Consider the following 25643-nt stretch of genomic DNA (forward strand, 5'->3'; position numbering starts at 1 on the left):
TCATGGGATCAAGAAAAAGAGAAAGTGCATTAGCACGTAAATTAACAAATCAGGATGTAGCGAAAGCGTTACACAATGATTGCCCGTCTTCTCCAAGAAAAATGAGATTAGTAGCTGATATCATCAGAGGAGTAGAAGTAGACAAAGCTTTATACATTCTAAAATATTCTAAAAAAGACGCATCAAACAAATTGGAGAAAGTATTACTTTCTGCAATGGCAAACTGGCAGTCTAAAAACGAAGGTGCTGATATTGAAGAAGCAAACCTTATCGTTAAAGAAATTTTTGTAGACAGTGCAAGACAATTGAAGAGACTAAGACCAGCTCCACAAGGTAGAGGGTACAGAATCAGAAAAAGATCAAACCACATTACATTAATCTTAGGTACAAAAGAAAATTAATCAAGGTATGGGACAGAAGACAAATCCAATTGGTAATAGATTAGGTATCATCAGAGGATGGGATTCTAACTGGTTTGGTGGAAACGATTATGGAGACAGAATCGCTGAAGACTACAAAATCAGAAGATACCTTGAGGCTAGATTATCTAAAGGTGGTATTTCAAGAATTTATATTGAAAGAACATTAAAATTAGTTACAGTTACAATTACTACTGCTAGACCGGGACTTATCATCGGGAAAGGAGGTCAGGAAGTTGATAAATTGAAAGAAGAATTGAAGAAACTTACTAAAAAGGATATTCAAATCAATATTTTCGAAATCAAAAGACCTGAGCTTGATGCAGTATTAGTTGCTGACAGTATCGCTAAGCAGATCGAAAACAGAATCTCTTACAGAAGAGCTGTTAAGATGGCTATCGCTGGTACAATGAGAATGGGTGCAGAAGGTATCAAAGTTCAGATCTCTGGTAGATTGAACGGTGCTGAAATGGCAAGATCAGAATCTTTCAAAGACGGAAGAATTCCTTTGTCTACTTTCAGAGCGGATATCGATTATCACATTGGTGAAGCACTTACTCAGTACGGTAAGCTAGGTGTAAAAGTTTGGATCATGAAAGGTGAAGTTTACGGTAAAAGAGAACTTTCTCCTCTAGTGGGACAACAGAAAAAAGGAGGTCCGTCAGGAGATAGAAGAGACAACAGAGGAGGAGACAGAGACAACAGAAGACCTAGAAAGAACAATAACAACAATAATAACAATAATAATTAAAAATTTTAGATAGAAATTTTGAATTTTAAATTACCGTTACTTTTTTAAAATAAAAAAAATCTAAAATCTAAAATCTAAAATCTAAAATTTAGAAATTATGTTACAACCAAAAAGAACCAAGTTCCGTAGAGTTCATAAGATGAAGATGAAGGGGAGTGCCCAAAGAGGTAGTCAACTTGCTTATGGAACTTTCGGAATCAAGGCGACAGAAGGTGCTTGGATCACTGCAAGACAAATTGAAGCTGCTCGTATTGCTGCGACAAGATATATGAAGAGAGAAGGTCAACTATGGATCAAAATCTTCCCGGATAAACCAATTACTAAAAAACCAGCGGAAGTACGTATGGGTAAAGGTAAAGGTGCTGTGGAATATTGGGTAGCTGTAGTAAAACCTGGTAAAATTATGTTCGAAGTTGGAGGTGTACCTTACGATATCGCTAAGGAAGCTCTTAGACTTGCTGCACAAAAATTACCAATCGTTACTAAATTTATAGTTGCTAACGACTTTGTTAAACCTCTTTAATCTTTGAATACAATGAAAAAAGCTGATATTAAAAATTTAAGCGCAGAGGAAGTTCAGGCTCAATTAGCTGATGCAAAAGTTCAATTTTCAAAAATGAAATTGGCTCACAAAATCAGCCCGCTTGAAAACCCGATCCAAATCAGAGATTTGAGAAAAACAATCGCAAGACTAAATACTGAGTTAACTAACAAACAATAATTTCATTTTAAAATGGATAGAAATTTAAGAAAAGAAAGAATCGGAGTGGTTTCCAGCAATAAAATGGAAAAAACTATTGTTGTTAGTGAAACTACAAGAGTAAAGCACCCGATGTACGGTAAATTCGTTTTGAAAACGAAAAAATATACTGCACACGACGAGAACAACGAATGCAACGAAGGAGATACAGTTCTAATTTCTGAAACTAGACCTTTAAGCAAGAGCAAGAGATGGAGATTAGTAAGAATCATTGAAAAAGCTAAGTAATAATGTTACAAACAGAATCAAGATTAAAAGTTGCTGATAACACAGGTGCAAAAGAAGTACTAGTTATTAGAGTTCTGGGAGGAACCAGAAGAAGATATGCTTCAGTTGGTGATAAAATCGTTGTTACGATCAAAGATTCTACACCATCAGGAAACGCAAAGAAAGGTCAGGTATCTAAAGCTGTAGTGGTAAGAACTAAAAAAGCAGTTAGAAGAAAAGATGGTTCATACATCAAATTCGAAGACAATGCTTGTGTATTACTAAACGCAGCGGGAGAAATGAGAGGGACACGTGTTTTCGGACCAGTTGCTCGTGAGTTGAGAGACAAAGAATATATGAAAATCATTTCATTAGCTCCTGAAGTACTTTAATATTTAAAATTTTAAAAAAAAATGTCAAAGTTAAAAATAAAAAGAGGAGATAACGTAATCATTACTACTGGTAAGAAAGATATCAAAGGTAAAACTGGTGAAGTTATTGAAGTGATCAAAAAAGAAGGAAGAGACCCTAGAGTTATTGTTGCAGGACTTAACATCGTTAAAAAACACGTTAAGCCTTCAGCTTCAAATCCTCAAGGAGGAATTACTGAAAAGGAAGCTTCTATTCATATCTCAAACGTGGCTTTAGTTGGTAAAGACGGAAAAGCTATCAAAATCGGTTACAAAATCGAAGGAGATAAGAAAGTAAGAATCAACAAAAAAACGGGTGAAACTTTATAATTTTAAATAACACATGGAATATATAGCAAGACCCAAAAAAGCATATAAAGAAACGATTGTTCCAGCAATGATGGAAGAATTCGGATACAAATCAGTAATGCAGGTACCAAGACTTGAGAAAATTATTTTATCTCAAGGTTTAGGAGACGCTACTGCTGATAAAAAGATCATCGATTATGCTGTTGAAGAATTAACGAACATCACTGGTCAGAAGGCTGTAGGTACTATCTCTAAGAAAGACGAAGCTGCTTTCAAATTGAGAAAAGGAATGCCTGTAGGTGCTAAAGTTACTCTAAGAGCAGACAAAATGTATGAATTCTTAGACAGACTTACTGCTTCTGCTTTACCACGTATTAGAGATTTCTCTGGTATTAAGGCTGAAGGTTTCGACGGTAGAGGTAATTATAACTTAGGTATTACTGAGCAGATTATCTTCCCTGAGATCGCAATCGACAAAGTGAAAAAAATCCAAGGGATGGACATCACTTTTGTTACAACTGCGAAAACAGATAAAGAAGCTAAAGCATTATTAACTCACTTCGGTTTACCATTCAAAAAGAACTAAGAAATGGCTAAAGAATCAATGAAAGCGCGTGAGCGCAAAAGAGAAGCACTAGTTGCTAAATACGCTGACAAAAGAAAAGCTCTTAAAGAAGCAGGTGATTACGAAGGTTTGCAAAAACTTCCTAAAAACGCTTCTCCTGTAAGATTACACAACAGATGTAAACTAACAGGTAGACCAAGAGGATATATGAGAACGTTCGGTATTTCCAGAGTAACTTTCAGAGAAATGGCAAACAACGGTCTTATCCCGGGAGTTAAAAAAGCTAGTTGGTAATAATTACTAATTAAAAAATCGGGACAATTAAGTTGTTCAGATACTAAAGATAAAAATATCAGACCGAAGTTTTCTGAAGTCTGATATTTTATTCTTCAAGTCTTTGCAAAACTGATTGTTCTTTAACCAATAATTTAAAACAAAGAAATGGTAACAGATCCAATTTCAGATTTCCTAACAAGAGTAAGGAACGCACAAAGCGCAGGCCACAAAGTGGTGGAAATTCCTGCATCGAAAATCAAAAAAGAGATTACTAAGATTTTATTTGATCAAGGGTATATTTTAAACTACAAGTTTGAAGATAGCGCTGTTCAGGGTACAATCAAAATCGCTTTGAAGTACGACAAGCAAACTAACAAACCAGCTATTAAATCTATCCAAAGAGCTTCTAGACCAGGTTTGAGACAGTACAAAGGTTCAGCTGAGCTTCCAAGAGTACTAAACGGTTTGGGTATTTCTATCATCTCTACTTCTAAAGGAGTAATGACTGACAAGAAAGCTAGAGAAGAGAAAGTAGGCGGTGAAGTAATCTGCTATGTTTATTAATTTTTAATCACAGGAAAATGTCAAGAATTGGTAAAGCAATTATAACAGTTCCAGCAGGAATTACAATCACTGAAAATAACGGTGTTGTAACTGTAAAAGGTCCTAAAGGAGAACTTTCTCAGGAGCTTACAGCAGGAATTACTATTGAACAGAAAGATGGTGAACTTAACGTTAACAGACCATCTGATACTAAACAACACAAAGCGCTTCACGGTTTATACAGAGCGTTGATCAACAATATGATTGTTGGTGTTAATACAGGTTTCGAAAAGAAACTAGAACTAGTAGGGGTAGGATACAGAGCATCACACGCAGGTCAAAAACTTGAGTTGGCTTTAGGATTCTCTCACGGTATTGTACTAGAACTTCCAAACGAAGTTAAAGTTGATACATTGACTGAAAAAGGTAAAAACCCAATTATTACTTTAACGTCTCACGACAACCAACTTCTAGGAATGGTAGCTGCAAAGATCCGTTCTTTCAGAAAGCCTGAACCGTACAAAGGAAAAGGTGTGAAATTCGTAGGAGAAATTGTTAGACGTAAAGCTGGTAAATCTGCTTAATAAATTATAAGTATTATGGCATTAAGTAAATTAGAAAAAAGAATAAGAATAAAAAGAAGAGTAAGAGGGAAAATCTCTGGATCTTCTGAATTGCCAAGATTATCTGTATATAAAAGTAATAAGGAAATTTACGCTCAGTTAATCGACGATAACAGTGGAAAAACTTTAGCTTCTGCTTCTTCTAGAGAGAAAGGAGTTGATGCTAATGGGACTAAAACTGAAGTTTCTGCTGCTGTAGGTAAGGCTATCGCTGCTAAAGCTATTGCTGCAGGAATCGAAAATATAGTGTTTGATAGAAACGGATTCGTATATCACGGAAGAGTTAAGGCTCTAGCTGATGGTGCGAGAGAAGGAGGACTTAAATTCTAATCATAAAAATTTCGGAAATATGTTAGGACTAGATAATATAGAAAGAGTAAAACCGGGAGGATTAGAATTAAAAGATCGTCTCGTAGCTGTTAATAGAGTAACAAAAGTAACTAAAGGAGGTAGAGCTTTCGGATTTTCTGCTATCGTTGTGGTAGGTAACGAAGAAGGTGTTATCGGTTACGGACTAGGAAAATCTAAAGAGGTTGCTTCTGCAATTGCTAAGGCAGTTGAAGACGCTAAGAAAAACCTTGTGAAAGTTCCTGTAATGAACCACACTATTCCTCACCAGACTACTGCTAGATACGGTGGTGCAGATATCTTTTTAAGACCTGCTTCTCACGGTACAGGTCTTATCGCCGGAGGTGCGGTAAGAGCGGTACTAGAATCTGCTGGTATTCACGATATCCTTTCAAAATCTAAAGGATCTTCAAACCCACACAACGTGGTGAAAGCTACTTTCAAAGCGTTATTGGATATCAGAAGACCTGAAGAAATTGCTAGAATGAGAGGAGTTTCACTAAGTAAAGTGTTTAACGGTTAATATATAAAACAATGGCAACAATCAAAGTAAAGCAAGTAAGAAGCGCTATTGGAAGAACAAAAACCCAAAAGAGAACGCTTGAAGCATTAGGATTTAAGAAACTTCACCAAGTTGTAGAACACGAAGCTACTCCTTCTATCTTAGGAATGATAGCTGCAGTTAGTCATTTACTTGAAGTTCAAAAATAATTTTTAAAATAATTTTAAAATGAATTTAAACAACATAAAACCAGCTGCAGGATCTACTTTCAATTCAAAAAGAATTGGTAGAGGTCAAGGTACTGGAAAAGGAGGTACTTCTACGAAAGGTCACAAAGGTCAGAAAGCAAGAGCTGGTTATTCTCAGAAAATCGGTTTTGAAGGAGGTCAGATGCCTTTACAAAGAAGATTACCGAAATTCGGATTCAAAAACGTAAACAGAAAAGAGTTTAGAGGAGTTAACCTTGATACAATCCAAATTTTAATTGAAAATAAATCTATCACTGGAGATATTACAAGAGAAGTTATGATTGAGAACGGTCTAATTACTAAAAACGAATTAGTGAAAATTATGGGTAGAGGAGAATTGAAATCTGCGGTTTCTATCTCAGCTGACAAATTCACTAAATCTGCTGAAGAGCTTATTGCTAAAGCAGGTGGAAAAGCAATTACCTTATAATAATTACTAATGAAAGAATTTATACAAACCCTCAAAAATATTTGGAGTCTTAAAGAACTTAGAGATAAAATTCTCTTTACTTTAGGTATAATCCTTGTGTATAGATTCGCATCTTATATCTCTTTACCTGCGATTAACCTTGCAGAAGTAGGAGATCTCTTAGAGCATTATAAAAATCAAGGCGGTAACAAGCAAGGAGCAGGTCTCCTTGGCTTGCTTTCGTCGTTTACGGGGGGGGCTTTCAGCCACGCTTCCGTAATGGCGTTAGGTATCATGCCTTATATTTCTGCTTCTATTATTGTTCAGTTGATGGGAATGGCTATTCCTTATCTTCAGAAACTTCAGAAAGATGGAGAGTCAGGTAGAAATACATTGAATCAGATTACTAGATGGTTAACTATCGGAGTTTGTCTTGTACAGGCACCTTCTTATTTAACTTCTATTACTCAATTGTTTTTACCTTATGCTCAGTTCTCATCTGCATATTATGTAGAGCCAAATTCTATCATGTTCTGGTTACCAAGTATTGTTATTTTGGTAGGTGGTTCAGTATTCGCAATGTGGTTGGGTGAGAAAATCACCGACAAAGGTATCGGAAATGGTATCTCTATCCTTATTATGGTGGGGATTCTTTCAAGATTGCCTGAAGCATTCGTTCAGGAGATGGCAGTGCAGAACGGAAAAGGAGGAATGGGATCTATCATGATCCTTATTGAAGTAATTTTCTGGATGTTGGTTGTTCTTTTAGCGGTGGTATTATCCGTTGCTGTTAGAAAAATCCCTATTCAGTATGTAAGCAGAGCTCAGGCAAGAGGAGGTGTAAACAGAAATCTTATGCAAGGAGCAAGACAGTGGATCCCATTGAAAGTTAATGCTGCCGGTGTAATGCCAATTATCTTTGCTCAGGCATTGATGTTCGTTCCGGGATTATTAACAAAAGTAGATGAGTCTAACACTTTTCTTGCAGGTTTCAAGAATGTTTTTAGCTGGCAATACAACGTATTGTTTGCGCTATTAATTATTATCTTCTCGTTTTTCTATACTGCAATTACAATTCCGGTAAACCAAATGGCTGATGATTTGAAGAGAAATGGTGGTTTAGTACCGAAAGTAAGACCAGGAAAAGAGACAGCTGATTATTTAGATGATATTTTATCAAAAATTACCTTGCCAGGTGCAATATTTTTATCTATCTTTGCAATCCTTCCGGCAATTGTGCATGGAACCTTTGTTCAGACAGATGCGTTCGCCCTATTTTTCGGGGGAACATCACTATTGATTATGGTTGGAGTAATTTTAGATACAGTTCAACAGATTAATACATATCTGCTGAACCATCATTATGATGGCTTAATGCAGTCTAAATTATCAAGAACGACTGGATATTAATTTATGGCGAAACAAAAACATATTGAACAAGACGGCGTTATAACGGAAGCACTTTCGAACGCTCAGTTCCGTGTAGAACTAGAAAATGGGCATATTCTTATCGCTCATATTTCTGGTAAAATGCGAATGCATTATATTAAACTTTTACCTGGTGATAAGGTAAAATTAGAAATGTCTCCTTATGATTTAACAAAAGGGAGAATTACATTTAGATATTAAAACAAATGCCAAATGGAATGTATGTTCCATTTGGCTATTGTTAAAAAATAAATACTATCAAAATGAAAGTAAGAGCATCAATTAAAAAAAGAAGTGCTGATTGCAAAATCGTACGCAGAAAAGGTGTACTATTTGTAATCAACAAGAAAAACCCAAAATTTAAACAAAGACAAGGCTAAAATTAAATTATGGCGAGAATTTCAGGTATTGATTTACCAAAAAACAAAAGAGGAGTTATCGGTTTAACTTATATTTATGGAGTAGGAAGAAGTACTTCTTCTGAAATCCTTAAGGCTGCCGGTATCAGCGAAGACAAGAAAGTCAACGAATGGAATGACGATGAATTGGCTGCAATCAGAACTTATATCTCAGAAAACGTAAAAGTAGAAGGAGAACTTAGATCTGAAGTGCAATTGAACATTAAGAGATTAATGGACATAGGATGCCAACGAGGAATACGTCACAGACTTGGATTACCTTTAAGAGGCCAGAGAACGAAAAACAACTCTAGAACCCGAAAAGGAAAGAGAAAAACTGTTGCTAACAAGAAAAAAGCTAGTAAATAATCGTTAGGAATTATGGCAAAACAAACTAAAGTAGTTAAGAAGAGAAAAGTAAAAGTTGAAGCTATTGGAGAAGCGCATATTCAGGCTTCTTTCAATAACATCATCATTTCTTTAACAAATAAAAACGGAGAGGTTATCTCTTGGGCTTCTGCCGGTAAAATGGGATTCAGAGGTTCTAAAAAGAATACTCCATTTGCTGCTCAAATGGCAGCTGAAAATTGCTCTGCTGTAGCTCACGAAGCTGGTTTAAGAAGAGTGAAGGTGTTCGTAAAAGGTCCTGGTGCAGGTAGAGAATCTGCTATCAGATCTATCCACAATTCAGGAATTGAAGTAAGTGAAATCGTTGACGTGACTCCTATGCCACACAACGGATGTAGACCACCAAAAAGAAGAAGAGTTTAATTTTTAGAATTTACCCATTATGGCAAGATATATTGGACCTAAAACTAAGATTGCTAGAAAGTTTGGTGCTGCAATCTACGGAGATGATAAAAACTTCGAGAAAAGAAAAAACCAACCGCCAGGACAACACGGTCCTAACAAAAGAAGAGGTGCTAAAAAATCAGAATATGCAGTTCAGTTAGCTGAAAAACAAAAAGCTAAATATACTTACGGTATTTTAGAAAGACAGTTTGCTAACCTATTTGATAAAGCACACAGAAGTAAAGGTGTAACAGGGGAAGTTCTATTGCAACTTTGTGAATCAAGATTGGATAACGTAGTATACAGATTAGGTTTTGCTAAAACTAGATCTGCTGCTAGACAGTTAACTTCTCACAGACACATTACTGTGAATGGTGAGATTCTTAACATTCCTTCGTATTTGGTAAAAGCTGGTGATGTAATCGCTGTAAGAGAAAAGTCTAAGTCTCTTGAAGTTGTTACAAACGCATTAGCTTCTAAAGCAAATTATGAGTGGTTACAATTCAACGATGAGAAGAAAGAAGGTACCTTCATTTCTGCTCCTGAAAGAATCCAAATTCCGGAAGACATCAAGGAGAACCTTATCGTGGAACTTTACTCTAAATAATTTTTTAATCAAATTTTTGCTCAACCCAATAATATGGCAATTTTACAATTCATAAAACCCGATAAAGTAATTTTACTTAACTCTGATGAATTTAGAGGTTCGTTCGAATTCAGACCTCTAGAACCAGGTTTCGGGCTTACAATCGGTAATGCTTTGAGAAGAGTGTTGCTTTCTTCTCTGGAAGGATACGCTATTTCATCTATCAAAATAGAAGGTGTAGAGCACGAATTTTCAACTATTCCAGGAGTAATCGAAGATGTTACCGAAATTATTCTTAACCTTAAGCAGGTAAGATTAAAAGCTACGGCAGAAAACCAGTCTAATGAGCAGGTTGTTGCTAAAGTTTCGGGACAAACGATTATTACTGCTGGAGACTTAGGTAAATCTATCAACGGATTTGAGATTCTAAACCCAGATCTAGTGATTTGTAACCTAAACTCTGATGTTACTTTTGAAATTACGTTTAATATAGAAAAAGGAAGAGGGTATGTTCCTTCTGAACAGAACAAGTCAAACAATGCACCTGTAGGTACTATTGCTATTGACTCTATCTTTACGCCGATTAAAAAAGTACAGTATAGTATTGAAAATTACCGTGTAGAGCAAAAAACAGACTACGAAAAACTTGTATTAGATATAGAAACTGACGGATCTATCAGTCCTCAGAATGCTTTAACAGAAGCTTCTAAGATATTAATTTATCACTTCATGTTGTTCTCTGATGAGAGAATCACTCTTGAAACTGAAGCTGTAAAAGCATCTATCCAATACGATGAAGAAACTCTTCACACAAGACAATTACTTAAGTCTAAATTAGCAGATATGGATCTTTCCGTAAGAGCCCTAAACTGTCTGAAAGCAGCTGAAGTAGAAACTCTTGGAGAATTGGTTTCTTACAGTAAGTCTGATTTGATGAAATTCAGAAATTTTGGTAAAAAATCTTTGACAGAACTAGAAGAATTAGTGCATTCAAAAGGTCTTAACTTCGGTTTTGACGTTGCAAAATATAAATTAGACGCTGATAATTAAATAATAATGAGACACGGTAAAAAATTCAATCACTTAGGAAGAACAGCTTCTCACAGAAGTGCTTTGCTTTCTAATATGGCTTGTTCTCTAATTGAGCATAAAAGAATCAACACTACTGTAGCTAAAGCTAAGGCTTTGAGAGTATATGTTGAGCCTCTATTAACAAAAGCAAAAGAAGATACTACACACAATAGAAGAATTGTTTTTTCATATCTTCAAAATAAAGAAGCAGTTGCTGAATTGTTCAGAACTGTAGCTCCAAAAATCGCTGAGAGAAACGGTGGTTATACAAGAATCATCAAAACAGGTTTCAGACCAGGTGATGCTGCTGATACTGCTCTTATCGAGTTGGTAGATTTCAATGAGCTTTACAATCCTAATGCTGAAGAGAAGAAAACTACAAGAAGAAGCAGAAGATCTACAACAGCTACTAAAAAAGAAGCTGTAGTTGCTGAAGCTCCTGTAGTAGAAGAAAAAGCTGCTGAGCCTACGGCTGAAGCTGCTGATTCTACAGAGGAAAAAACTGAAGAATAATATTCATTCAGATATATAAAAAAAACCGTTCAGATTTCTGAGCGGTTTTTTTTATGCTTTAGATTTTAGTCTTTTTCAATTCGATAATATTATTGCCTTGTACAATATGCAAGCTGTCACCTTTTACTTTTGCAGTCATATCGTCTTTTTTATAAACAGTTTCATCACCATTAGTTTCTGTTTTTTTCAAAGTGAAAGTTTTGTGATTGTTGGTAATGGCAAGAGTACTTTCTTTTGGAGTTGTTTCAAAAACTACTTTTACTAAAGTGCCATCACTTGCTTTATAAATATTGCTTACTTTTTCTGTTTTCTGTCCATTTACTTCTGTAATTGAAGATCCTGTGCTTAATGTATCTGCTTTTCCATTATTATTTACCACAGAAGTCTCCGATGTTTCCATACTTATGACATCTTTATTTCCTCCTTCATTTTTTGAACAGCTTAACAATGATAAAAAAAACGTGGAAACTGCGAATAAAACTACTTTTTTCATGATGTTTAATTTTATTTAATGTATTGATTGTTAATTATTTTTTGATTGTAAGAAAAAATTGTTTAAATTTAATAGAAACAAAAACTAAACCAAATACCCAGAAACTCAATGTTCAAAATTACACAAAAGTGTAATTGATTCGGTTTTATTTTCTGTCGAAATTTGTCTTAAACAAAATTACAAACATGAGCATTTCCATAGCCATAGTAGAAGACGAAAAAAACTACAACAATGCGTTGAAGAAAGTCATCAATTATCAGGATGATATGAAAGTTGTTGCTCAGTTTTTCGATGGGAAGGATGCTCTACAAAATCTCTCTGATATTTCTCCGGATGTTGTAATGATGGATATTCAGTTGCAGGATATGCTCGGAATTGAAATTATTGAGAAGCTTAGGAAGGGATTGCCAAAAACTCAATTTATTATGTGTACAAGTTTTGAAGACGATGAGAAAGTCTTCAACTCTTTAAAAGCCGGAGCAATGGGATATCTTGTGAAAGGCGAAAGCATGGATAAAATTCTCTCATCTATCCGTGATGTCTACAATGGTGGTGCACCGATGAGTTTCTCAATTGCCAGGAAAGTTTTAAGTCATTTTGAAAGAAAACTTCCTGAAATAAAAGGCTTCGATGAACTCACCGAACGTGAAAAAGAAGTGCTGGAACTTTTATCTCAAGGCTTATTATACAAAGAAATCGCAGATAAAAAATTCATCAGTATTGATACGGTGAAAAAACATGTCGGAAACATTTACAGAAAACTCCACGTTAACAACAAAGTGGAGGCTATTAATAAGTTTAACCATTTTAAAAACTAAGAAATTATGCCAACAGAAAACAATCTTCATGATGATCATGTACAATCCATTTTAGATTCTATAAGAAATGGATTTGCTGAGAAACAATTAGCAAGTCGAGAATTAGATATAATAAATACATATGTGGATATTATATCTAATAAAAAATTACCAATAAGTTTACTAAGCGGAGAAATTACTTCAGTTCAAGCTCTTGATAGGGTAGGAGAGTATAATAAATGGTTTGGTAGATTTAAAAGTTATGACAAATATTTTGAGATAAATGGAGATGTCATAAAAAGAATTATTAATCCAGATAAAAATCTTAAGATTACTTTTGTAGATTTAAATGACGAATTAGGAATAGTACTTCATAATATGGATAATGAGGATAATGAGGATAATGGAGATAATTATATTTTCCAATTATATATCGAAAAAGGAGTAACGTCATCAATTACTATTAGTGACTTTAGAAAATTAAAGGAAAAGTTTGAAGATAAGAAAAAGGGCTTGAAGTTGCTTTTAAATGATGATTTAACCAATAAGTTAGGAACACCAAGTGAAAATACAAGAACTATTACGATTGAATATGCAACTCATTTCTCCGGAATTGATTTAAATGAATTAGAAACGGTTTATTTATTTCCAGCAATAGATACTGAAGGTAAAAATTATTATAAACATAAAATAACCTTTGTAATGTTTTTTGCTTATAGAGGTACAACAGTAGGAACTGTTTTTTATGATACATTTCAAATTTGCCCACCAGACGGATGCAAATAGTATATTGTATATATTTTAGTATTATATTTCTTTGTTTTGTAGCCTCAATTTACAATAAGGTTGCAAGACAAAGATTTTTTTGGATGTATTTTCTTGTGATTTTGGTTTTAGAAATGGGACTTTTTTTAAATTTCATTCCTTATAAAATATATATACTTTCATTTTTTATTTACATACCCTATCTTTTATATATATATAGCCAAAATCTTAAAAACAAATCATTTCATATTTTTGTAGGTTTTTTATCTTTGATAACAAGTTTGGTGTTGTATTTTTCTCAAAAAAATTATCAGATTCAGCTAGGGTTAGTAATGAGTTTTACCTATATTCTCATTGCTATATTGTGGTTCTTTAGTCAATTAAGAAAAACGAACCACATACCTATTATAAAAAAGCAACTGTTTTGGATGAGTACATCTTTATTATTGATTGGAATAGTTTCTATTTTTAGATTAGTTCCAATGTATTATTTTAATGAAGAAGATAAAAACTTTCTTATAATAATTAGTAAAATACATCAATATTCTATAATAGTTAGTTATATCATTTTTTTTAAAGGTCTATTTTGCAAGCAATGAAATCCTTACCTTCTGAAATTAGATTTACCTATATTATTGCTATGTTCATCATGATAGCATTTATAGGGTTTATAATATTTGTTGTATTGATGTACAACCGAAAACAGCTACTTAACCTCAAAGAAAAACAACTCAAAGAATCCGAGCACCAAAACGAGCTTCTCCAAAAAGAACTCGAAAAACAAAAATCCATAGAAACAGAGCGGGAAAGAATTTCCCACGATATGCACGATGATCTCGGTGCAGGAATTTCAGCATTAAAATTGCAGGCAGAATTTTTAAAAGAACGAGCTGAAAATGATGATCTGAAAAATGATATTGATGAACTCTTGAAAACCTCCGAAGAAATGAATCTTTCCATGCGGGAAATGCTTTGGAGTCTTAACTCTGGAAATGATACTTTGGGGAGCTTTATCGATTATTCAAAGATGTATGCACAAAATTTTTTGAAAAAAACAAAAATTCTCCTGCTTACAGAAAGCGAAAACGTTGTTTTGGAAACAGTAATCACTACAGAACAGAGAAGGAATTTATTTTTATGCTTAAAAGAGACCCTTAACAATGCTTACAAGCACAGTCAATCCAACCAAATCAAATTGTCATTCATCCAAAAAGACAAAGAATTCATGATGAAAATCTCCGACAACGGAATCGGAATTAACCACGAAAAATCAGAAGGAAACGGACTTCGAAATATGAAACGCAGAATGCAGGAACAAAACGGACACTGCGAAGTCACTACTGAAAACGGGACGCATCTGTTTTTCAGGATAGATTTATAAGAATTTTTATTTATTGAATACAGACAGCATCATTTTATGGTGCTGTTTTTTTTAAATCACCCTTTTGTGTAATTGACAGAGGTTTGTTTTTAAAGGAACTTTGAAGTAGGAATTTAAAAATTAATAGCCATGAAAACTAAAATTTTACTTCTCATTGTAGGATTGTCTTTAATGTCATGTCGAACAATGACAGAAACGCAAACCATTAAATATGATTTTTCAAAAGGAGAATTTACAGGGGTTCCAATAAAGCCTGTTCAAGGACAGCCAGTTATTGTAAAAATTGACAGTATTAATAATCTGTTTTATAAAGTGAGCATTGATGCAAAAGATATCGCAATAAGAGATAAAAATCTTTTTGGTGAAGAAGATCCTCCAAAATCAGCTAAATCTCCCGAACCTGCCGATCCGAAAAAACTAGATGCACCTGCAAAAATTGAACAAGAGCTTCTAAATCCGAAAAATCAGAAAATCAGCGATGAAAAAATTAATACAAGACTTTCAAAACAAGTTTTAGATCTTGAAAAAGAAATTGAAGACAATTCAGCCTTAATAAAAAAAAATAAATCGGAAAAAACTAATCTGGAAAATAAGCTCCAGACCATAAATCAACAATTGTCATCAGTAAAATCATTAGATGAACTGAAAATACAGATTGACACTTTGAAATCTGGAAACAATAAAATTAAAACGGAATTACAAAAAATGATAAGTAAAAGAAATGAATTAGAAACCAATCAATCAAGCTACAAAAATGAAATTGAAAAAATAGAGAAAAAAATCTCAGAATATGTAAATACAAATAGACAGCTTAACGAAGAAGTCTTGAAAATTGCAGATCAGGATAAATCAGCAAAAGATTTAATAACTGATTACTTGAGCAAAATAAAAAATATGTATACAAATCTTTATCAATCTGCAAATGCTATTTATAAAATTAATGACAATTACAATAATTATATAGATAAAGTTTACTCAGCAGAACTTACCCTGGGAGAATATAAAAAAATTAAAAATTATGTAGGGTTAGAAAATCCGGTGATTATAAAAACTGGCAAGTTAAATGAATGCAATAGTGAAGTTAATAAGTTTGACAGTATTAAAACTAATCTTTTAATGAAGTTTAATGATACTGAATTAGATAAAATAAAGGATCAGTTATCAAAATTTTCGGATGGTCAAAATCTTATCTCAAAGTTAAATGAAGATATTTTAACAATTAGAAAGGATGTAACGGATGTTTCTAAAACGGTCAATGATCTCAATATAAGAAAAAAATTAAATTACGTCGAAAGTTTAGATAGGATTCTGTTAAAAGCTGAAACTTATACCTATACTTCGCCACCAATACAAGGTTATGAAGATTATTTAAAGTTCAATATAAGTATTACTACTAGATCGAAAGCAGAAGATGGAAAATATATAATCGACAGATTAACACCATTTGAATATAAAGAATATATAAAAGGGGGAATCCGTTTTGATTTTAGTATTGGAACTGTTTTCGATATTGGAAACAAACAACAGGAATTTGAAGTAATTCAAGATGTTATGGGATATAAGATTGTTCAAAAAACAAATAATCAATATATACCGACTATTGCAGGAATGCTACACTCAAGTTGGAGATCTGCGAATAATTTTGCATTTGGTTTTACTTTAGGAGTTTCCATGGATATGACTAAACTTCAATTAAATTCATTATTTCCTGGAATAAGCTTATTAGTTGGAAGAACGGATAAAATTATTTTTACAGTTGGGCCAGCTCTTAGAAAAGTGACAGAATTACAAAATGGATTTATTTTAGATCAACCTCTAACTTATTCCCCTCAAGAATATACTGCAGAAAGCTATAAATTAGGTTGGTTTGTAGGAATAAGTTGGAATCTTACGTCAAAACAAAGATCGTTAATGAGATTAGATTGAAATTGTGATTAAGTTTAAAATAAGAAATTCCTATGATCCCAAAATTAACTAAAATTTAACTCAGAATAAACGTATAAATTAGCTCTCACGTGCTTCAAAAAGTTAAAAATTGATTAAATTTGTCTAAACTATAAAAAAACGAACAATGAGTTACATTTCTTACATAGAAGCGAGACAAATTTTAGATTCAAGAGGAAATCCTACAGTTGAAGTAGATGTATTCACGGAAGGTGGTGCGATGGGTCGTGCTGCAGTACCTTCAGGAGCGTCTACAGGAGAGCATGAAGCGGTAGAATTGCGTGATGGTGGTTCAGAATATATGGGGAAGGGTGTTCTTAAAGCTGTTGAGAATGTAAGAGAAGTAATTGCTCCAGAATTGGTAGGTCTTCCTGTTTTTGATCAGAATCTTATCGATCAGATTATGATTGATCTTGACGGAACAAACAACAAAGGAAGCTTAGGAGCAAACGCAATCCTTGGAGTTTCTTTGGCGGCTGCAAAAGCTGCTGCAAACGAATTGAAATTACCTTTATACAAATATGTTGGTGGTGTTAATGCAAATACACTTCCAGTTCCGATGATGAACGTTATCAACGGTGGTTCTCACTCAGATGCGCCGATCGCGTTTCAGGAATTTATGGTAATGCCGGTAAAAGCAGATTCTTTCTCTCACGCGTTGAGAAAAGGGACTGAAATTTTCCACAACCTTAAAGCGATTCTTCATTCAAGAGGTCTTTCTACTGCGGTAGGGGACGAAGGTGGTTTTGCGCCAACTTTCAAAGGAACTGAAGACGCTTTGGATACTTTGCTTCAGGCAATCGAAAAAGCTGGTTATAAGCCGGGTGACGATGTAATGATTGCATTAGATTGTGCAGCTTCAGAATTCTATAAGGATGGAGTTTATGATTACAGAAAATTCCAGACTCCGGATGCAGCTCAGTTTACAAGCAGTGAGCAGGTTTCTTACTTAGCTGAATTGGCAAACAAATATCCAATTATCTCTATCGAGGATGGTATGCAGGAAAATGACTGGGATGGTTGGAAAATGTTAACAGATAAAATTGGTGATAGAGTACAATTAGTTGGTGACGATTTATTCGTAACGAATGTTGAAAGATTATCAAGAGGGGTAAAAGAAGGAATTGCAAATTCAATCCTTGTAAAAGTAAACCAAATCGGTTCTCTTTCTGAAACGATGGCTGCTGTACAAATGGCTCAACATAACAAGTTCACTTCTGTAATGTCTCACAGATCAGGAGAAACTGAAGATTCTACAATCGCAGATTTAGCAGTAGCAATGAACTGCGGACAGATCAAAACTGGTTCTGCTTCAAGATCAGACAGAATGGCGAAGTACAATCAATTGTTGAGAATTGAAGAAGCTTTAGGCGAAACTGCTATTTTTCCAGGATTGGAAGCTTTTAAAATCAAAAGATAATTAATCGAATTTATAAATAACGGCAAGCGAAATTTTTAGTTTGCCGTATTTTGTAATAAGTAGTATATTTAGAAAAAAATAAATTAAATAATGTCAGACAACAAAGTAATATTGAATTACGACGGTAATTCATATGAATATCCAATCGTGGATAGTACTATCGGAGACAGAGGGATCGATATTTCAAAATTAAGAGACCAGACAGGTTTAATCACTTTAGATTTAGGTTACAAAAACACAGGAGCTACACTTAGCGACATCACTTACTTAGACGGAGACAAAGGAGAATTATTCTACAGAGGATATCCTATCGAGCAGATTGCTGAGAAGTCTAATTTCACAGAGGTAATGTACCTTTTACTACATGGTGAATTACCAAATCAAGATCAATTCAATACCTTTAACGGTAACATTAAAAAATATAATTTCGTAGCAGAGGAGATGAAAAAAATCATCGATGCTTTTCCTCGTTCTGCTCACCCAATGGGAGTTTTATCTACTTTAACTTCTGCTTTAACGGCTTTCAATCCAAAAGCTGTTAACGTAAATTCTAAAGAAGAAATGGATCTTGCTGCAGAATTGCTTATTGCTAAATTTGCTCACCTTGCTGCTTGGACTTACAGAAAAACTTTAGGTCTTCCATTAAACCACGGAGATAACAATCTTAACTATGTAGAGAATTTCTACAAAATGGCTTTCAGATTACCAAACGAAGACTTCAACATGAATCCTGTGGTAACTGAAGCTTTAGATAAATTATTAATTCTTCACGCAGATCACGAGCAAAACTGTTCTACATCTACTGTAAGAATGGTAGGTTCTGCTCACACAGGTCTTTTTGCATCTGTTTCTGCAGGTATTTCTGCACTTTGGGGTCCACTTCACGGTGGTGCAAACCAAGCTGTTATCGAAATGCTTGAATTAATCGAAAAAGATGGTGGAGATGTTAACAAATGGGTAGCAAAAGCTAAAGATAAAAATGACAGTTTCCGTTTGATGGGATTCGGACACAGAGTGTACAAAAACTTCGATCCAAGAGCAAAAATCATCAAAAAAGCTGCTGACGATTTATTAGCTGCTTTAGGAATTGAAGACAAAGCGCTTGATATTGCAATGCAGTTAGAAAAAGTAGCTCTTGAAGACGAATACTTCATCGAAAGAAAACTATATCCAAACGTAGATTTCTATTCAGGAATCATCTACAGAGCGTTAGGAATTCCTACAGAAATGTTTACAGTAATGTTTGCATTGGGAAGACTTCCGGGATGGATCGCTCAATGGAAAGAAATGAGATTAAAAGGAGATCCGATCGGAAGACCAAGACAGGTTTACCAAGGAGCTCAACAAAGAGATTATATCGATATTCTAAACAGATAATATTCGATTGATACAAATAAGAATCCCAAGTTTTTGCTTGGGATTTTTTATTTTTAATAGTTGCGTTTTTTTAGAGCAATACTGTGTTTTTGGGAGTGTCAATTTTGTTATTTTTTATTTTTAAGTTAATAATAGCATTGTTTTAATAAATAAATATCTGGAAAATCTTCAAGAATCGAGATTAAAAACTATGTATTTGAAATTAACATTAATAAAAACCTGTATTTGGATTAATTCTTAGTTAAAATTTAATTTCAGACGGAAAATATTTTAAAAGTTTTCCAGATAGAGCCCTTTACTTATATTTGTAGCATTGCATAAATCTTTATGAGACTAAATATAAAAAACGAAACGGGAAGGCTGAAATCTGTAGTTTTGGGTCAACCCAATTCAATGGGATCGGTTCCAACCCTTGAGGAAAGTTATGACGCAAAGTCATATTACTCAATCGAACATAATATGTATCCGAAAGAATCGGATATCATCAATGAAATGAACGCTTTTGAAGCAGTTTTAAAGAAATATGATGTAGAAGTTCTTCGTCCTGATATTATTCAGGATTACAATCAGGTTTTTGCGAGAGATGTAGCGTTTGTGATTGACGATAAAATGATCATTTCCAATGTTATCGCAGACAGAGCCGATGAGCAGGAAGCCTACAAAAAAGTTTTCGAAAAAGTGGCTTGGAGAAAAATCATTAATCTTCCGGAAACTGCGCATATTGAAGGAGGTGACGTCATTGTCTGGAATGACTTTTTGTTTATCGGAACTTGTTTCAGTGAAGATTACAGAAGTTATAAAACGGCAAGAACCAACGAATACGCCATCGAAATTCTTAAAGAATATTTTCCGAAAAAGAGAATTATCGACCTTGAATTAAAGAAAAACGACAAGATTCCATACGAAGGAATTTTACATTTAGACTGCACTTTCAATCCGATTGGAAAAGATAAATGCATTATTTACAAAGACGGTTTTGTTGATGAAAGCGATTACCGTTTGATCATCGATATTTTCGGAGAAGAAAACTGTTTTCATGTAACTGCTGAAGAAATGTTTGATATGTGTCCGAATATTTTCTCTATTTCTCCCGAAATTGTAGTTTCAGATAAAGCTTTCACAAGAATGAACGATCACCTGAGAAACGAGTGGGGAATGACGGTTGAAGAAATCCCTTATCGTGAAATTTCTAAAATGGGCGGATTGCTGCGTTGTTCAACAATGCCTTTGGTGAGAGAGTAACCAAATATTGATAATAGTGAATTTAAAAGTTTTACTCAATAATAAATGGATTGCGTTATTGCTTTTAGCGATTACGTTTTCATTGATTTACAATACTTTCACAAAATTTCCTTATACATTTTGTGTAATTATTGCGGTAATTCTTTTATTTACTTACTTGCAGGATGGAAATCTGAAAAATCTTAATTTTAAGAAAATAGGATCGTCAGAAATTAAAATAATATTGATTTCTTACCTTGCTCTGGAAATTTCCATGGATTTTATTTTTCAGCCTTTGGTCAGTAAAATTTTTAATGAACCGGCAGATTATTCTTCATTTAAAATTATTGAAGGGAATCCTCAGAAATATTTCAAATGGCTTTTCAATATGTGGATAAGTGCCGCGATTGGAGAAGAACTTTTATTCCGTGGTTTTGCGTTTTCACAGCTTACAAAATGGTTTGGTGAAAAGAAAATCTGGTTGGTTTTATTAAGTGCTGTCATGTTTTCGTTACCGCATTTATACCAGGGAATTTCAGGATTAGTAATGACATTTTTATTCGGATTGGTTTTTGGTTTTATTTATTTAAAATTCAAAAATATCTGGATCAATATTATTGTTCACGGTTTGATTGACACGGTTTTTCTTACTTTGAGCTATTATGGATTAACAGATTTTTATTCAGGATTCAATATTATTTTATAATTCCTGATTTGAAAAAAATTCATTACATATATATTCTATTATTTCTCTCGGTTTTTAAAGTTGAAGCTCAGAGTTTGAATTGGAGTGAGGTTTTATATGGGAATTTGAAAGGTTTACAAGCAAATAATATTAAAAGTTTGCAGCTTAAAAAAGGCAGTAAAGTAATCAGATCAATTGAAGTTGATTCGCAAAAAAGACAAATTATTGCTAAAGATTCTTTAAATATAAATTATTTCGATTTTGATACAAATGATCAGTTGGTTTCTTTAAGATCTATTAAAAATAATAGACAGGAAAAACTTGAATTAAATTATAAAGAAAGCCAGATCAATGCATTGTCAAGGTTTATTGATCATGAAGACTTTTCTTATTATAACAAATTTTCAAAATTCATTTTTCAGGGTAAATCTTATGAAACGAAGGAAACCTATAGATTTGATAAGATAAAAAATGATTCTACTGAAGTTTTCAGGACTCAATATATTTTCAATGAAAGTAATCCTGACTTAAGTTATGAAGAAATCTATCGAAACGGAAAAATTTGGGAAAAGAAGTATTTCAATGATACTGAAGTTAAAAAAGAAAAGTTTGATGGTTATTATACCGTTGATTCAACTTTGCAGAAAGATTATAAGCGAACGAAATTTCACTTCGAGAATTATCCCGATCATCAGATTATAAAAATTGAAAAAGATTCTGTTCTTACCATCAATAAAAAATCAGGAAAAAAGATCAGTGAAAAACTGGAATATGCTTCTTTGCCTTTTAAAGAAATTTTCTACGATGAAAATGAGAATGTAAAAGAGAAAATTGTTTATTTTAATTACAGAAATTCTTTCAATGAAATAATTCTTTGGGAAGAAACAAAATATGATGGAAATGGAAAGTTAGTAAGTAGAAAATTTCCCAATAAAAAAATATATAAACTTAAAAATGGTATTTTAGTTTTTAGAAAAAAAACAACAAGACATATTATTAGTTGTGGATCAGGTTATCCGTTTAGAAATAAATCTGTGTTAACATATTATCCACAATTCTATTCTTCTTCAATATTATTCACTACGAAACTGGCAAATAATTTTAGTGATAATTTTGATATATATGCTATTGATGAAGAGGAAGAAATAATTTACAGTTATTTAGATTTCAAAGATGACGCAATGGTTACAAAAAACTATTCGGCATCAAAGGACGTAAAAGATGAACTTCGTTCAACATCAAGAAACATCAGAAGAAAAGACAGATACGTTTTAAAATATTTCGATGGAATAAAAGTTGAGGCAGAAACTATTTCGGGTAAAAAATATACAATAGATCTTGTTCAGAACCCAGAATTATTATCTTTTGCCATTTATACATTTTTAATCAAAGATTAGTTATAAAAAAATAAAGAACATGCAGACAACAGATACAGTATTAATGATAGAGCCGATCGCATTCGGTTTTAATGAAGAAACAGCAAAAAACAATTATTTTCAGGTAGAGCAGAAAGGCTTTGATATTCAGTTTAAAGCTTTGACGGAATTTAAAGCTTTTGTTGAAAAATTAAGAAGCAAAGGAATTAATGTGATTACCATTAAAGATACATTAGATCCTCACACTCCGGATTCTATTTTCCCAAATAACTGGATAAGCTTCCACAATGATGGAAAAGTGGTTTTGTATCCGATGTTTGCCTCCAACAGAAGAGTAGAAAGAAGAGATGATATCATTGAAACGATCAAAGACCAAGGATTTGATGTTGCTGAAATTGATGATTGGTCACTTGCTGAAATTCAGGGACATTTTTTGGAAGGAACAGGAAGTATGATTTTCGATCATGACAATAAAATCGCTTACGGTTCGGTTTCTTTGAGATTGGATGAAAATTTATTCAGAAAATTCTGTGAGAAATATGGTTTTACGCCTGTGGTTTTTCATTCGTTCCAAACGGTAGGTTCGGAAAGACTTCCGATTTATCACACGAATGTAATGATGTGCGTTGCAGATAAATTTGTTGTAATCTGTCTGGATTGTATCGATAATGAACTGGAAAGAAGCAAAGTTATAGAAGCCATTAAAAATTCAGGAAAAGAAATCATCGAAATTTCTGAAGAACAAATGCAGCAATTTGCAGGAAATATGCTTCAGGTTCAAAATAAAGACGACGAAAAGTTTTTAGTAATGAGCGAAACAGCTTATAAATCTTTAAACGAAAATCAGGTTTCAGCGATTGAAAAATACTGTGAAATCATCTATTCAGATTTAAATACAATCGAGGTAAACGGCGGAGGAAGTGCACGTTGTATGCTTGCTGAAGTTTTCTTACCAAAAAAATAATATATTTGCTCAAAATATAATTAATTGGAATCATCAACCAGTAAAGGTTTACATATTCTTCTGACTTTGGAAACGGAGTCAGAAGCTTTGTTATTAGACAGTGACGGTTTTTTGACATTTACGAAAAGTATGCTGGAAACAAAAGATGTGGAAATTGTAGGAATTACAAACCACATTTTTGAAAATCAAAGTTTTACTTCGGCAGTTTGTCTTAAAGAATCTCACCTTTGCATTCACACGTGGCCGGAATTCGGGCAACTTACTTTTGATATTTTTCTGTGTAATTATTTGCAGGACAATACGGAAAAAGTTGAAAAAATTGCCGATGAGGTTGTGGAGTATTATAAAGCTAAAACCATTCAGAAACACAAAATTTACAGATAAAAATGCATTACACTTGTCCCTTATGCAAGACTGAGAATAAGATTGATGCAGATTTTCAGATCACGGAATATATTTGCCGATCATGTTCTAATCTTATTGATATTACTAAAAATACATCGACAAAAGTTGTAAAGAAACCTATTGAAAATGTTGTTCTTGAGATTGGTCAAAAAGGAATTGTTGATGATGTAGAATATGCGGTAACAGGAATCATTATCAGGAAATACGGAACAAATATCTTTTGGAGAGAATATTATTTAAAAGATAAAAAAGGAGAAGATGCTTTTTTAAGTGAAAGCGACGGACACTGGGTTTTCCTTCATTCAATCAATGGAATGGATGTCAAGAAAAAACTGAACGGAAAAGCAGCAGAATTACATGGGAAAAATTACCGTTGGTATGAAACTACGGAATGTTATATTCATGCAGCAGCAGGTTTTTTCGAAAATAAATTAGATTTTGGACTGGCAACTTACAGAGAATATGTTAATGCCACTCAAATGATTTCTCAGGAACAGTCGAAAGGATCAAATGAATATTTTTTTGGCAGACATATTTCAAAATATAAAGTAAAAAAGGCTTTCAATATTCAAAATCTACCGAATTATTCAGGAGTTGGGATTGTACAGCCATTTTATTTTAATTTTAGACAGACCATAAATATTATGGCTATTACAGCCTTATTGATTTGCCTTGTTCAATTGTATGTTGTTACATCCAGAACGAATAAGTCTGTTTTTGAACAGGAAATCAATTTTACAGATGTAAAAGACAAAGAAATGGTGAGCAAAAGTTTCGAATTATCGGGCGGTTCTGCACCTTTGAAAGTTGATGTTTCTTCTAATGTAGATAATTCCTGGGCAAATGTAGGATTAAGTCTGGTGAATGAAAGTACAAACGAAATTGCTTACACTTCGAAAGATATTGAAGAATATCACGGTTATGAAGACGGAGAAAACTGGAGTGAGGGAAGTAAAAGCTCAGAATTTAACTTCTGTGGCGTCGCACCGGGAAAATACCATTTTTTAATTTCCGCGGAGAAGGAAAGTAATATTTCTGATCCGTTTAAATCGGGATATCAGATTGATAGTGGTAATTATTCCGTTATTCAGGATGGTAAAGGATATTTCTATATGAAGGACAATAAAACGTCTCAAATTACAACTTACTCGGATAAAATAATTTTTAAAAATGAATTAATGGGAATGAATCTGATAAAGGAACCTAAAGAAGTTCAGAAAATAGATTCTATTCTCTTTTATGCTGTTCCTACGGAATACAATTATGTAGTAAATTCGGATACCAATCCTACAGTAAAAATAAAAGCAGAATGGCTTCCTGTTTCTTTCTGGAATTTTGCTATTGTAATTATTTTATTAATCGTTTTTGTCGGAGCATGTTATTTAGGAAGAAAAATTTTTGAATCGAGTAAATGGTTGAACAGTTCAAACTCACCTTATCCACAATCTTAATATGAAAATTATCAATTACATAAAAGAAAACTGGCTGTTGTGTCTCATCGGAATTTTTTTTCTAGGTTGGTTTACTTACCTTACCTATAACGGAAACCAATTCTGCGATTGCGAAAAAACAGAAACCTACCGCGACGGAGCTACAAGAAGACATCATTCTTCTGGAGTCGGCTATTACAGATATTATCACAAATAAAAATATAAAC

37 protein-coding genes are annotated in these 25643 nt (G+C 33.4%); 36 read left to right on the plus strand and 1 reads right to left on the minus strand.

Annotated features, from left to right (window positions below):
• The first annotated feature begins 2 nt into the window (after positions 1 to 2).
• The 23 genes from rplV to rplQ all read left to right on the plus strand — a co-directional run bounded on the left by rplV (position 3) and on the right by rplQ (position 11158).
• Positions 3 to 401: a 50S ribosomal protein L22 gene (gene rplV / locus ABD940_RS12245; protein WP_056026831.1), complete on the plus strand. Its 399-nt coding sequence runs from the start codon at positions 3 to 5 to the stop codon at positions 399 to 401.
• A 7-nt stretch (positions 402 to 408) separates the two neighbouring features.
• Positions 409 to 1170, plus strand: coding sequence for a 30S ribosomal protein S3 (rpsC, locus tag ABD940_RS12250; protein ID WP_345204183.1), 762 nt, complete (start codon positions 409 to 411; stop codon positions 1168 to 1170).
• Between the two features lie 97 nt (positions 1171 to 1267).
• Entirely contained in the window at positions 1268 to 1693 is a 426-nt protein-coding gene (gene rplP, locus ABD940_RS12255; protein WP_047401278.1) for a 50S ribosomal protein L16, read from the plus strand.
• Positions 1694 to 1705: 12 nt separating this feature from the next.
• On the plus strand, positions 1706 to 1891 hold the full coding sequence (rpmC, locus tag ABD940_RS12260) for a 50S ribosomal protein L29 (protein WP_345204185.1): 186 nt from the start codon (positions 1706 to 1708) through the stop codon (positions 1889 to 1891).
• Between the two features lie 12 nt (positions 1892 to 1903).
• Complete coding sequence (gene rpsQ, locus ABD940_RS12265; RefSeq protein ID WP_034678021.1) at positions 1904 to 2158, plus strand: 30S ribosomal protein S17; 255 nt, start codon at positions 1904 to 1906, stop codon at positions 2156 to 2158.
• Between the two features lie 2 nt (positions 2159 to 2160).
• Positions 2161 to 2529, plus strand: coding sequence for a 50S ribosomal protein L14 (gene rplN / locus ABD940_RS12270; protein ID WP_007839504.1), 369 nt, complete (start codon positions 2161 to 2163; stop codon positions 2527 to 2529).
• Between the two features lie 21 nt (positions 2530 to 2550).
• Positions 2551 to 2877, plus strand: a complete 327-nt coding sequence (gene rplX, locus ABD940_RS12275; RefSeq protein ID WP_047427597.1) for a 50S ribosomal protein L24 — start codon at positions 2551 to 2553, stop codon at positions 2875 to 2877.
• A 13-nt stretch (positions 2878 to 2890) separates the two neighbouring features.
• Positions 2891 to 3442 carry a 50S ribosomal protein L5 gene (gene rplE, locus ABD940_RS12280; protein ID WP_345204190.1) on the plus strand — a complete coding sequence of 184 codons (552 nt, stop codon included), beginning with the start codon at positions 2891 to 2893 and terminating at the stop codon, positions 3440 to 3442.
• A gap of 3 nt (positions 3443 to 3445) precedes the next feature.
• Entirely contained in the window at positions 3446 to 3715 is a 270-nt protein-coding gene (rpsN, locus tag ABD940_RS12285; RefSeq protein ID WP_027387207.1) for a 30S ribosomal protein S14, read from the plus strand.
• Between the two features lie 147 nt (positions 3716 to 3862).
• Positions 3863 to 4261 (plus strand): 30S ribosomal protein S8, encoded by a 399-nt coding sequence (rpsH, locus tag ABD940_RS12290; RefSeq protein WP_039364085.1) that lies wholly within the window; start codon positions 3863 to 3865, stop codon positions 4259 to 4261.
• A gap of 17 nt (positions 4262 to 4278) precedes the next feature.
• Positions 4279 to 4824: a 50S ribosomal protein L6 gene (gene rplF / locus ABD940_RS12295; RefSeq protein ID WP_345204198.1), complete on the plus strand. Its 546-nt coding sequence runs from the start codon at positions 4279 to 4281 to the stop codon at positions 4822 to 4824.
• Positions 4825 to 4839: 15 nt separating this feature from the next.
• Entirely contained in the window at positions 4840 to 5193 is a 354-nt protein-coding gene (gene rplR / locus ABD940_RS12300) for a 50S ribosomal protein L18 (protein ID WP_100377194.1), read from the plus strand.
• Positions 5194 to 5212: 19 nt separating this feature from the next.
• The gene (gene rpsE, locus ABD940_RS12305) at positions 5213 to 5734 is read left to right on the plus strand and encodes a 30S ribosomal protein S5 (protein ID WP_034712988.1); all 522 of its coding nucleotides are present in this window, start codon (positions 5213 to 5215) and stop codon (positions 5732 to 5734) included.
• Between the two features lie 11 nt (positions 5735 to 5745).
• Positions 5746 to 5922, plus strand: coding sequence for a 50S ribosomal protein L30 (gene rpmD / locus ABD940_RS12310; protein ID WP_007839493.1), 177 nt, complete (start codon positions 5746 to 5748; stop codon positions 5920 to 5922).
• 19 nt (positions 5923 to 5941) lie between these two features.
• Positions 5942 to 6391 carry a 50S ribosomal protein L15 gene (rplO, locus tag ABD940_RS12315; protein ID WP_345204206.1) on the plus strand — a complete coding sequence of 150 codons (450 nt, stop codon included), beginning with the start codon at positions 5942 to 5944 and terminating at the stop codon, positions 6389 to 6391.
• 9 nt (positions 6392 to 6400) lie between these two features.
• Positions 6401 to 7780, plus strand: a complete 1380-nt coding sequence (secY, locus tag ABD940_RS12320) for a preprotein translocase subunit SecY (protein ID WP_345204208.1) — start codon at positions 6401 to 6403, stop codon at positions 7778 to 7780.
• A gap of 3 nt (positions 7781 to 7783) precedes the next feature.
• A complete protein-coding gene (gene infA / locus ABD940_RS12325) occupies positions 7784 to 7999 on the plus strand; it encodes a translation initiation factor IF-1 (RefSeq protein WP_034684855.1) in 216 nt (71 codons plus the stop codon).
• Between the two features lie 62 nt (positions 8000 to 8061).
• Complete coding sequence (gene rpmJ, locus ABD940_RS12330; protein ID WP_007839480.1) at positions 8062 to 8178, plus strand: 50S ribosomal protein L36; 117 nt, start codon at positions 8062 to 8064, stop codon at positions 8176 to 8178.
• Positions 8179 to 8187: 9 nt separating this feature from the next.
• Positions 8188 to 8565, plus strand: coding sequence for a 30S ribosomal protein S13 (gene rpsM / locus ABD940_RS12335; protein ID WP_007839478.1), 378 nt, complete (start codon positions 8188 to 8190; stop codon positions 8563 to 8565).
• Between the two features lie 12 nt (positions 8566 to 8577).
• On the plus strand, positions 8578 to 8967 hold the full coding sequence (gene rpsK, locus ABD940_RS12340; protein ID WP_034694697.1) for a 30S ribosomal protein S11: 390 nt from the start codon (positions 8578 to 8580) through the stop codon (positions 8965 to 8967).
• 19 nt (positions 8968 to 8986) lie between these two features.
• A complete protein-coding gene (gene rpsD, locus ABD940_RS12345; protein ID WP_345204212.1) occupies positions 8987 to 9595 on the plus strand; it encodes a 30S ribosomal protein S4 in 609 nt (202 codons plus the stop codon).
• Positions 9596 to 9628: 33 nt separating this feature from the next.
• Positions 9629 to 10624 (plus strand): DNA-directed RNA polymerase subunit alpha, encoded by a 996-nt coding sequence (locus ABD940_RS12350; RefSeq protein WP_345204214.1) that lies wholly within the window; start codon positions 9629 to 9631, stop codon positions 10622 to 10624.
• A 6-nt stretch (positions 10625 to 10630) separates the two neighbouring features.
• Positions 10631 to 11158, plus strand: a complete 528-nt coding sequence (gene rplQ / locus ABD940_RS12355) for a 50S ribosomal protein L17 (protein WP_345204216.1) — start codon at positions 10631 to 10633, stop codon at positions 11156 to 11158.
• Positions 11159 to 11216: 58 nt separating this feature from the next.
• Here the strand turns inward: rplQ and ABD940_RS12360 are convergent, their stop codons facing one another.
• Positions 11217 to 11651: a hypothetical protein gene (locus ABD940_RS12360; RefSeq protein ID WP_345204219.1), complete on the minus strand. Its 435-nt coding sequence runs from the start codon at positions 11649 to 11651 to the stop codon at positions 11217 to 11219.
• A gap of 185 nt (positions 11652 to 11836) precedes the next feature.
• On the opposite strand from ABD940_RS12360, the gene ABD940_RS12365 reads away from it, so the two are divergent.
• The 13 genes from ABD940_RS12365 to ABD940_RS12425 all read left to right on the plus strand — a co-directional run bounded on the left by ABD940_RS12365 (position 11837) and on the right by ABD940_RS12425 (position 25633).
• The gene (locus tag ABD940_RS12365; protein WP_345204221.1) at positions 11837 to 12469 is read left to right on the plus strand and encodes a response regulator; all 633 of its coding nucleotides are present in this window, start codon (positions 11837 to 11839) and stop codon (positions 12467 to 12469) included.
• 6 nt (positions 12470 to 12475) lie between these two features.
• Complete coding sequence (locus ABD940_RS12370; RefSeq protein WP_345204223.1) at positions 12476 to 13234, plus strand: hypothetical protein; 759 nt, start codon at positions 12476 to 12478, stop codon at positions 13232 to 13234.
• Between the two features lie 574 nt (positions 13235 to 13808).
• Complete coding sequence (locus ABD940_RS12375; protein ID WP_345204225.1) at positions 13809 to 14594, plus strand: sensor histidine kinase; 786 nt, start codon at positions 13809 to 13811, stop codon at positions 14592 to 14594.
• A gap of 129 nt (positions 14595 to 14723) precedes the next feature.
• Positions 14724 to 16520 carry a hypothetical protein gene (locus ABD940_RS12380; RefSeq protein ID WP_345204228.1) on the plus strand — a complete coding sequence of 599 codons (1797 nt, stop codon included), beginning with the start codon at positions 14724 to 14726 and terminating at the stop codon, positions 16518 to 16520.
• Positions 16521 to 16665: 145 nt separating this feature from the next.
• On the plus strand, positions 16666 to 17958 hold the full coding sequence (gene eno, locus ABD940_RS12385) for a phosphopyruvate hydratase (protein ID WP_345204230.1): 1293 nt from the start codon (positions 16666 to 16668) through the stop codon (positions 17956 to 17958).
• A 90-nt stretch (positions 17959 to 18048) separates the two neighbouring features.
• Positions 18049 to 19335 carry a citrate synthase gene (locus ABD940_RS12390; RefSeq protein WP_345204233.1) on the plus strand — a complete coding sequence of 429 codons (1287 nt, stop codon included), beginning with the start codon at positions 18049 to 18051 and terminating at the stop codon, positions 19333 to 19335.
• A 327-nt stretch (positions 19336 to 19662) separates the two neighbouring features.
• A complete protein-coding gene (locus tag ABD940_RS12395) occupies positions 19663 to 20577 on the plus strand; it encodes a dimethylarginine dimethylaminohydrolase family protein (RefSeq protein ID WP_345204235.1) in 915 nt (304 codons plus the stop codon).
• Between the two features lie 16 nt (positions 20578 to 20593).
• Positions 20594 to 21262, plus strand: a complete 669-nt coding sequence (locus ABD940_RS12400; RefSeq protein ID WP_345204238.1) for a CPBP family intramembrane glutamic endopeptidase — start codon at positions 20594 to 20596, stop codon at positions 21260 to 21262.
• Between the two features lie 8 nt (positions 21263 to 21270).
• Positions 21271 to 22638 carry a hypothetical protein gene (locus ABD940_RS12405; protein ID WP_345204241.1) on the plus strand — a complete coding sequence of 456 codons (1368 nt, stop codon included), beginning with the start codon at positions 21271 to 21273 and terminating at the stop codon, positions 22636 to 22638.
• A gap of 19 nt (positions 22639 to 22657) precedes the next feature.
• A complete protein-coding gene (gene ctlX / locus ABD940_RS12410) occupies positions 22658 to 23581 on the plus strand; it encodes a citrulline utilization hydrolase CtlX (RefSeq protein ID WP_345204243.1) in 924 nt (307 codons plus the stop codon).
• 24 nt (positions 23582 to 23605) lie between these two features.
• Entirely contained in the window at positions 23606 to 23965 is a 360-nt protein-coding gene (locus ABD940_RS12415) for an S-adenosylmethionine decarboxylase family protein (protein ID WP_345204245.1), read from the plus strand.
• A 2-nt stretch (positions 23966 to 23967) separates the two neighbouring features.
• A complete protein-coding gene (locus ABD940_RS12420; protein WP_345204248.1) occupies positions 23968 to 25437 on the plus strand; it encodes a DUF4178 domain-containing protein in 1470 nt (489 codons plus the stop codon).
• 1 nt (position 25438) lies between these two features.
• Positions 25439 to 25633, plus strand: a complete 195-nt coding sequence (locus tag ABD940_RS12425) for a hypothetical protein (protein WP_259128355.1) — start codon at positions 25439 to 25441, stop codon at positions 25631 to 25633.
• Positions 25634 to 25643 lie beyond the last annotated feature (10 nt).

The sequence above is a fragment of the Chryseobacterium ginsengisoli genome (assembly GCF_039542325.1).
GTDB classification, from domain to species: domain Bacteria; phylum Bacteroidota; class Bacteroidia; order Flavobacteriales; family Weeksellaceae; genus Chryseobacterium; species Chryseobacterium ginsengisoli.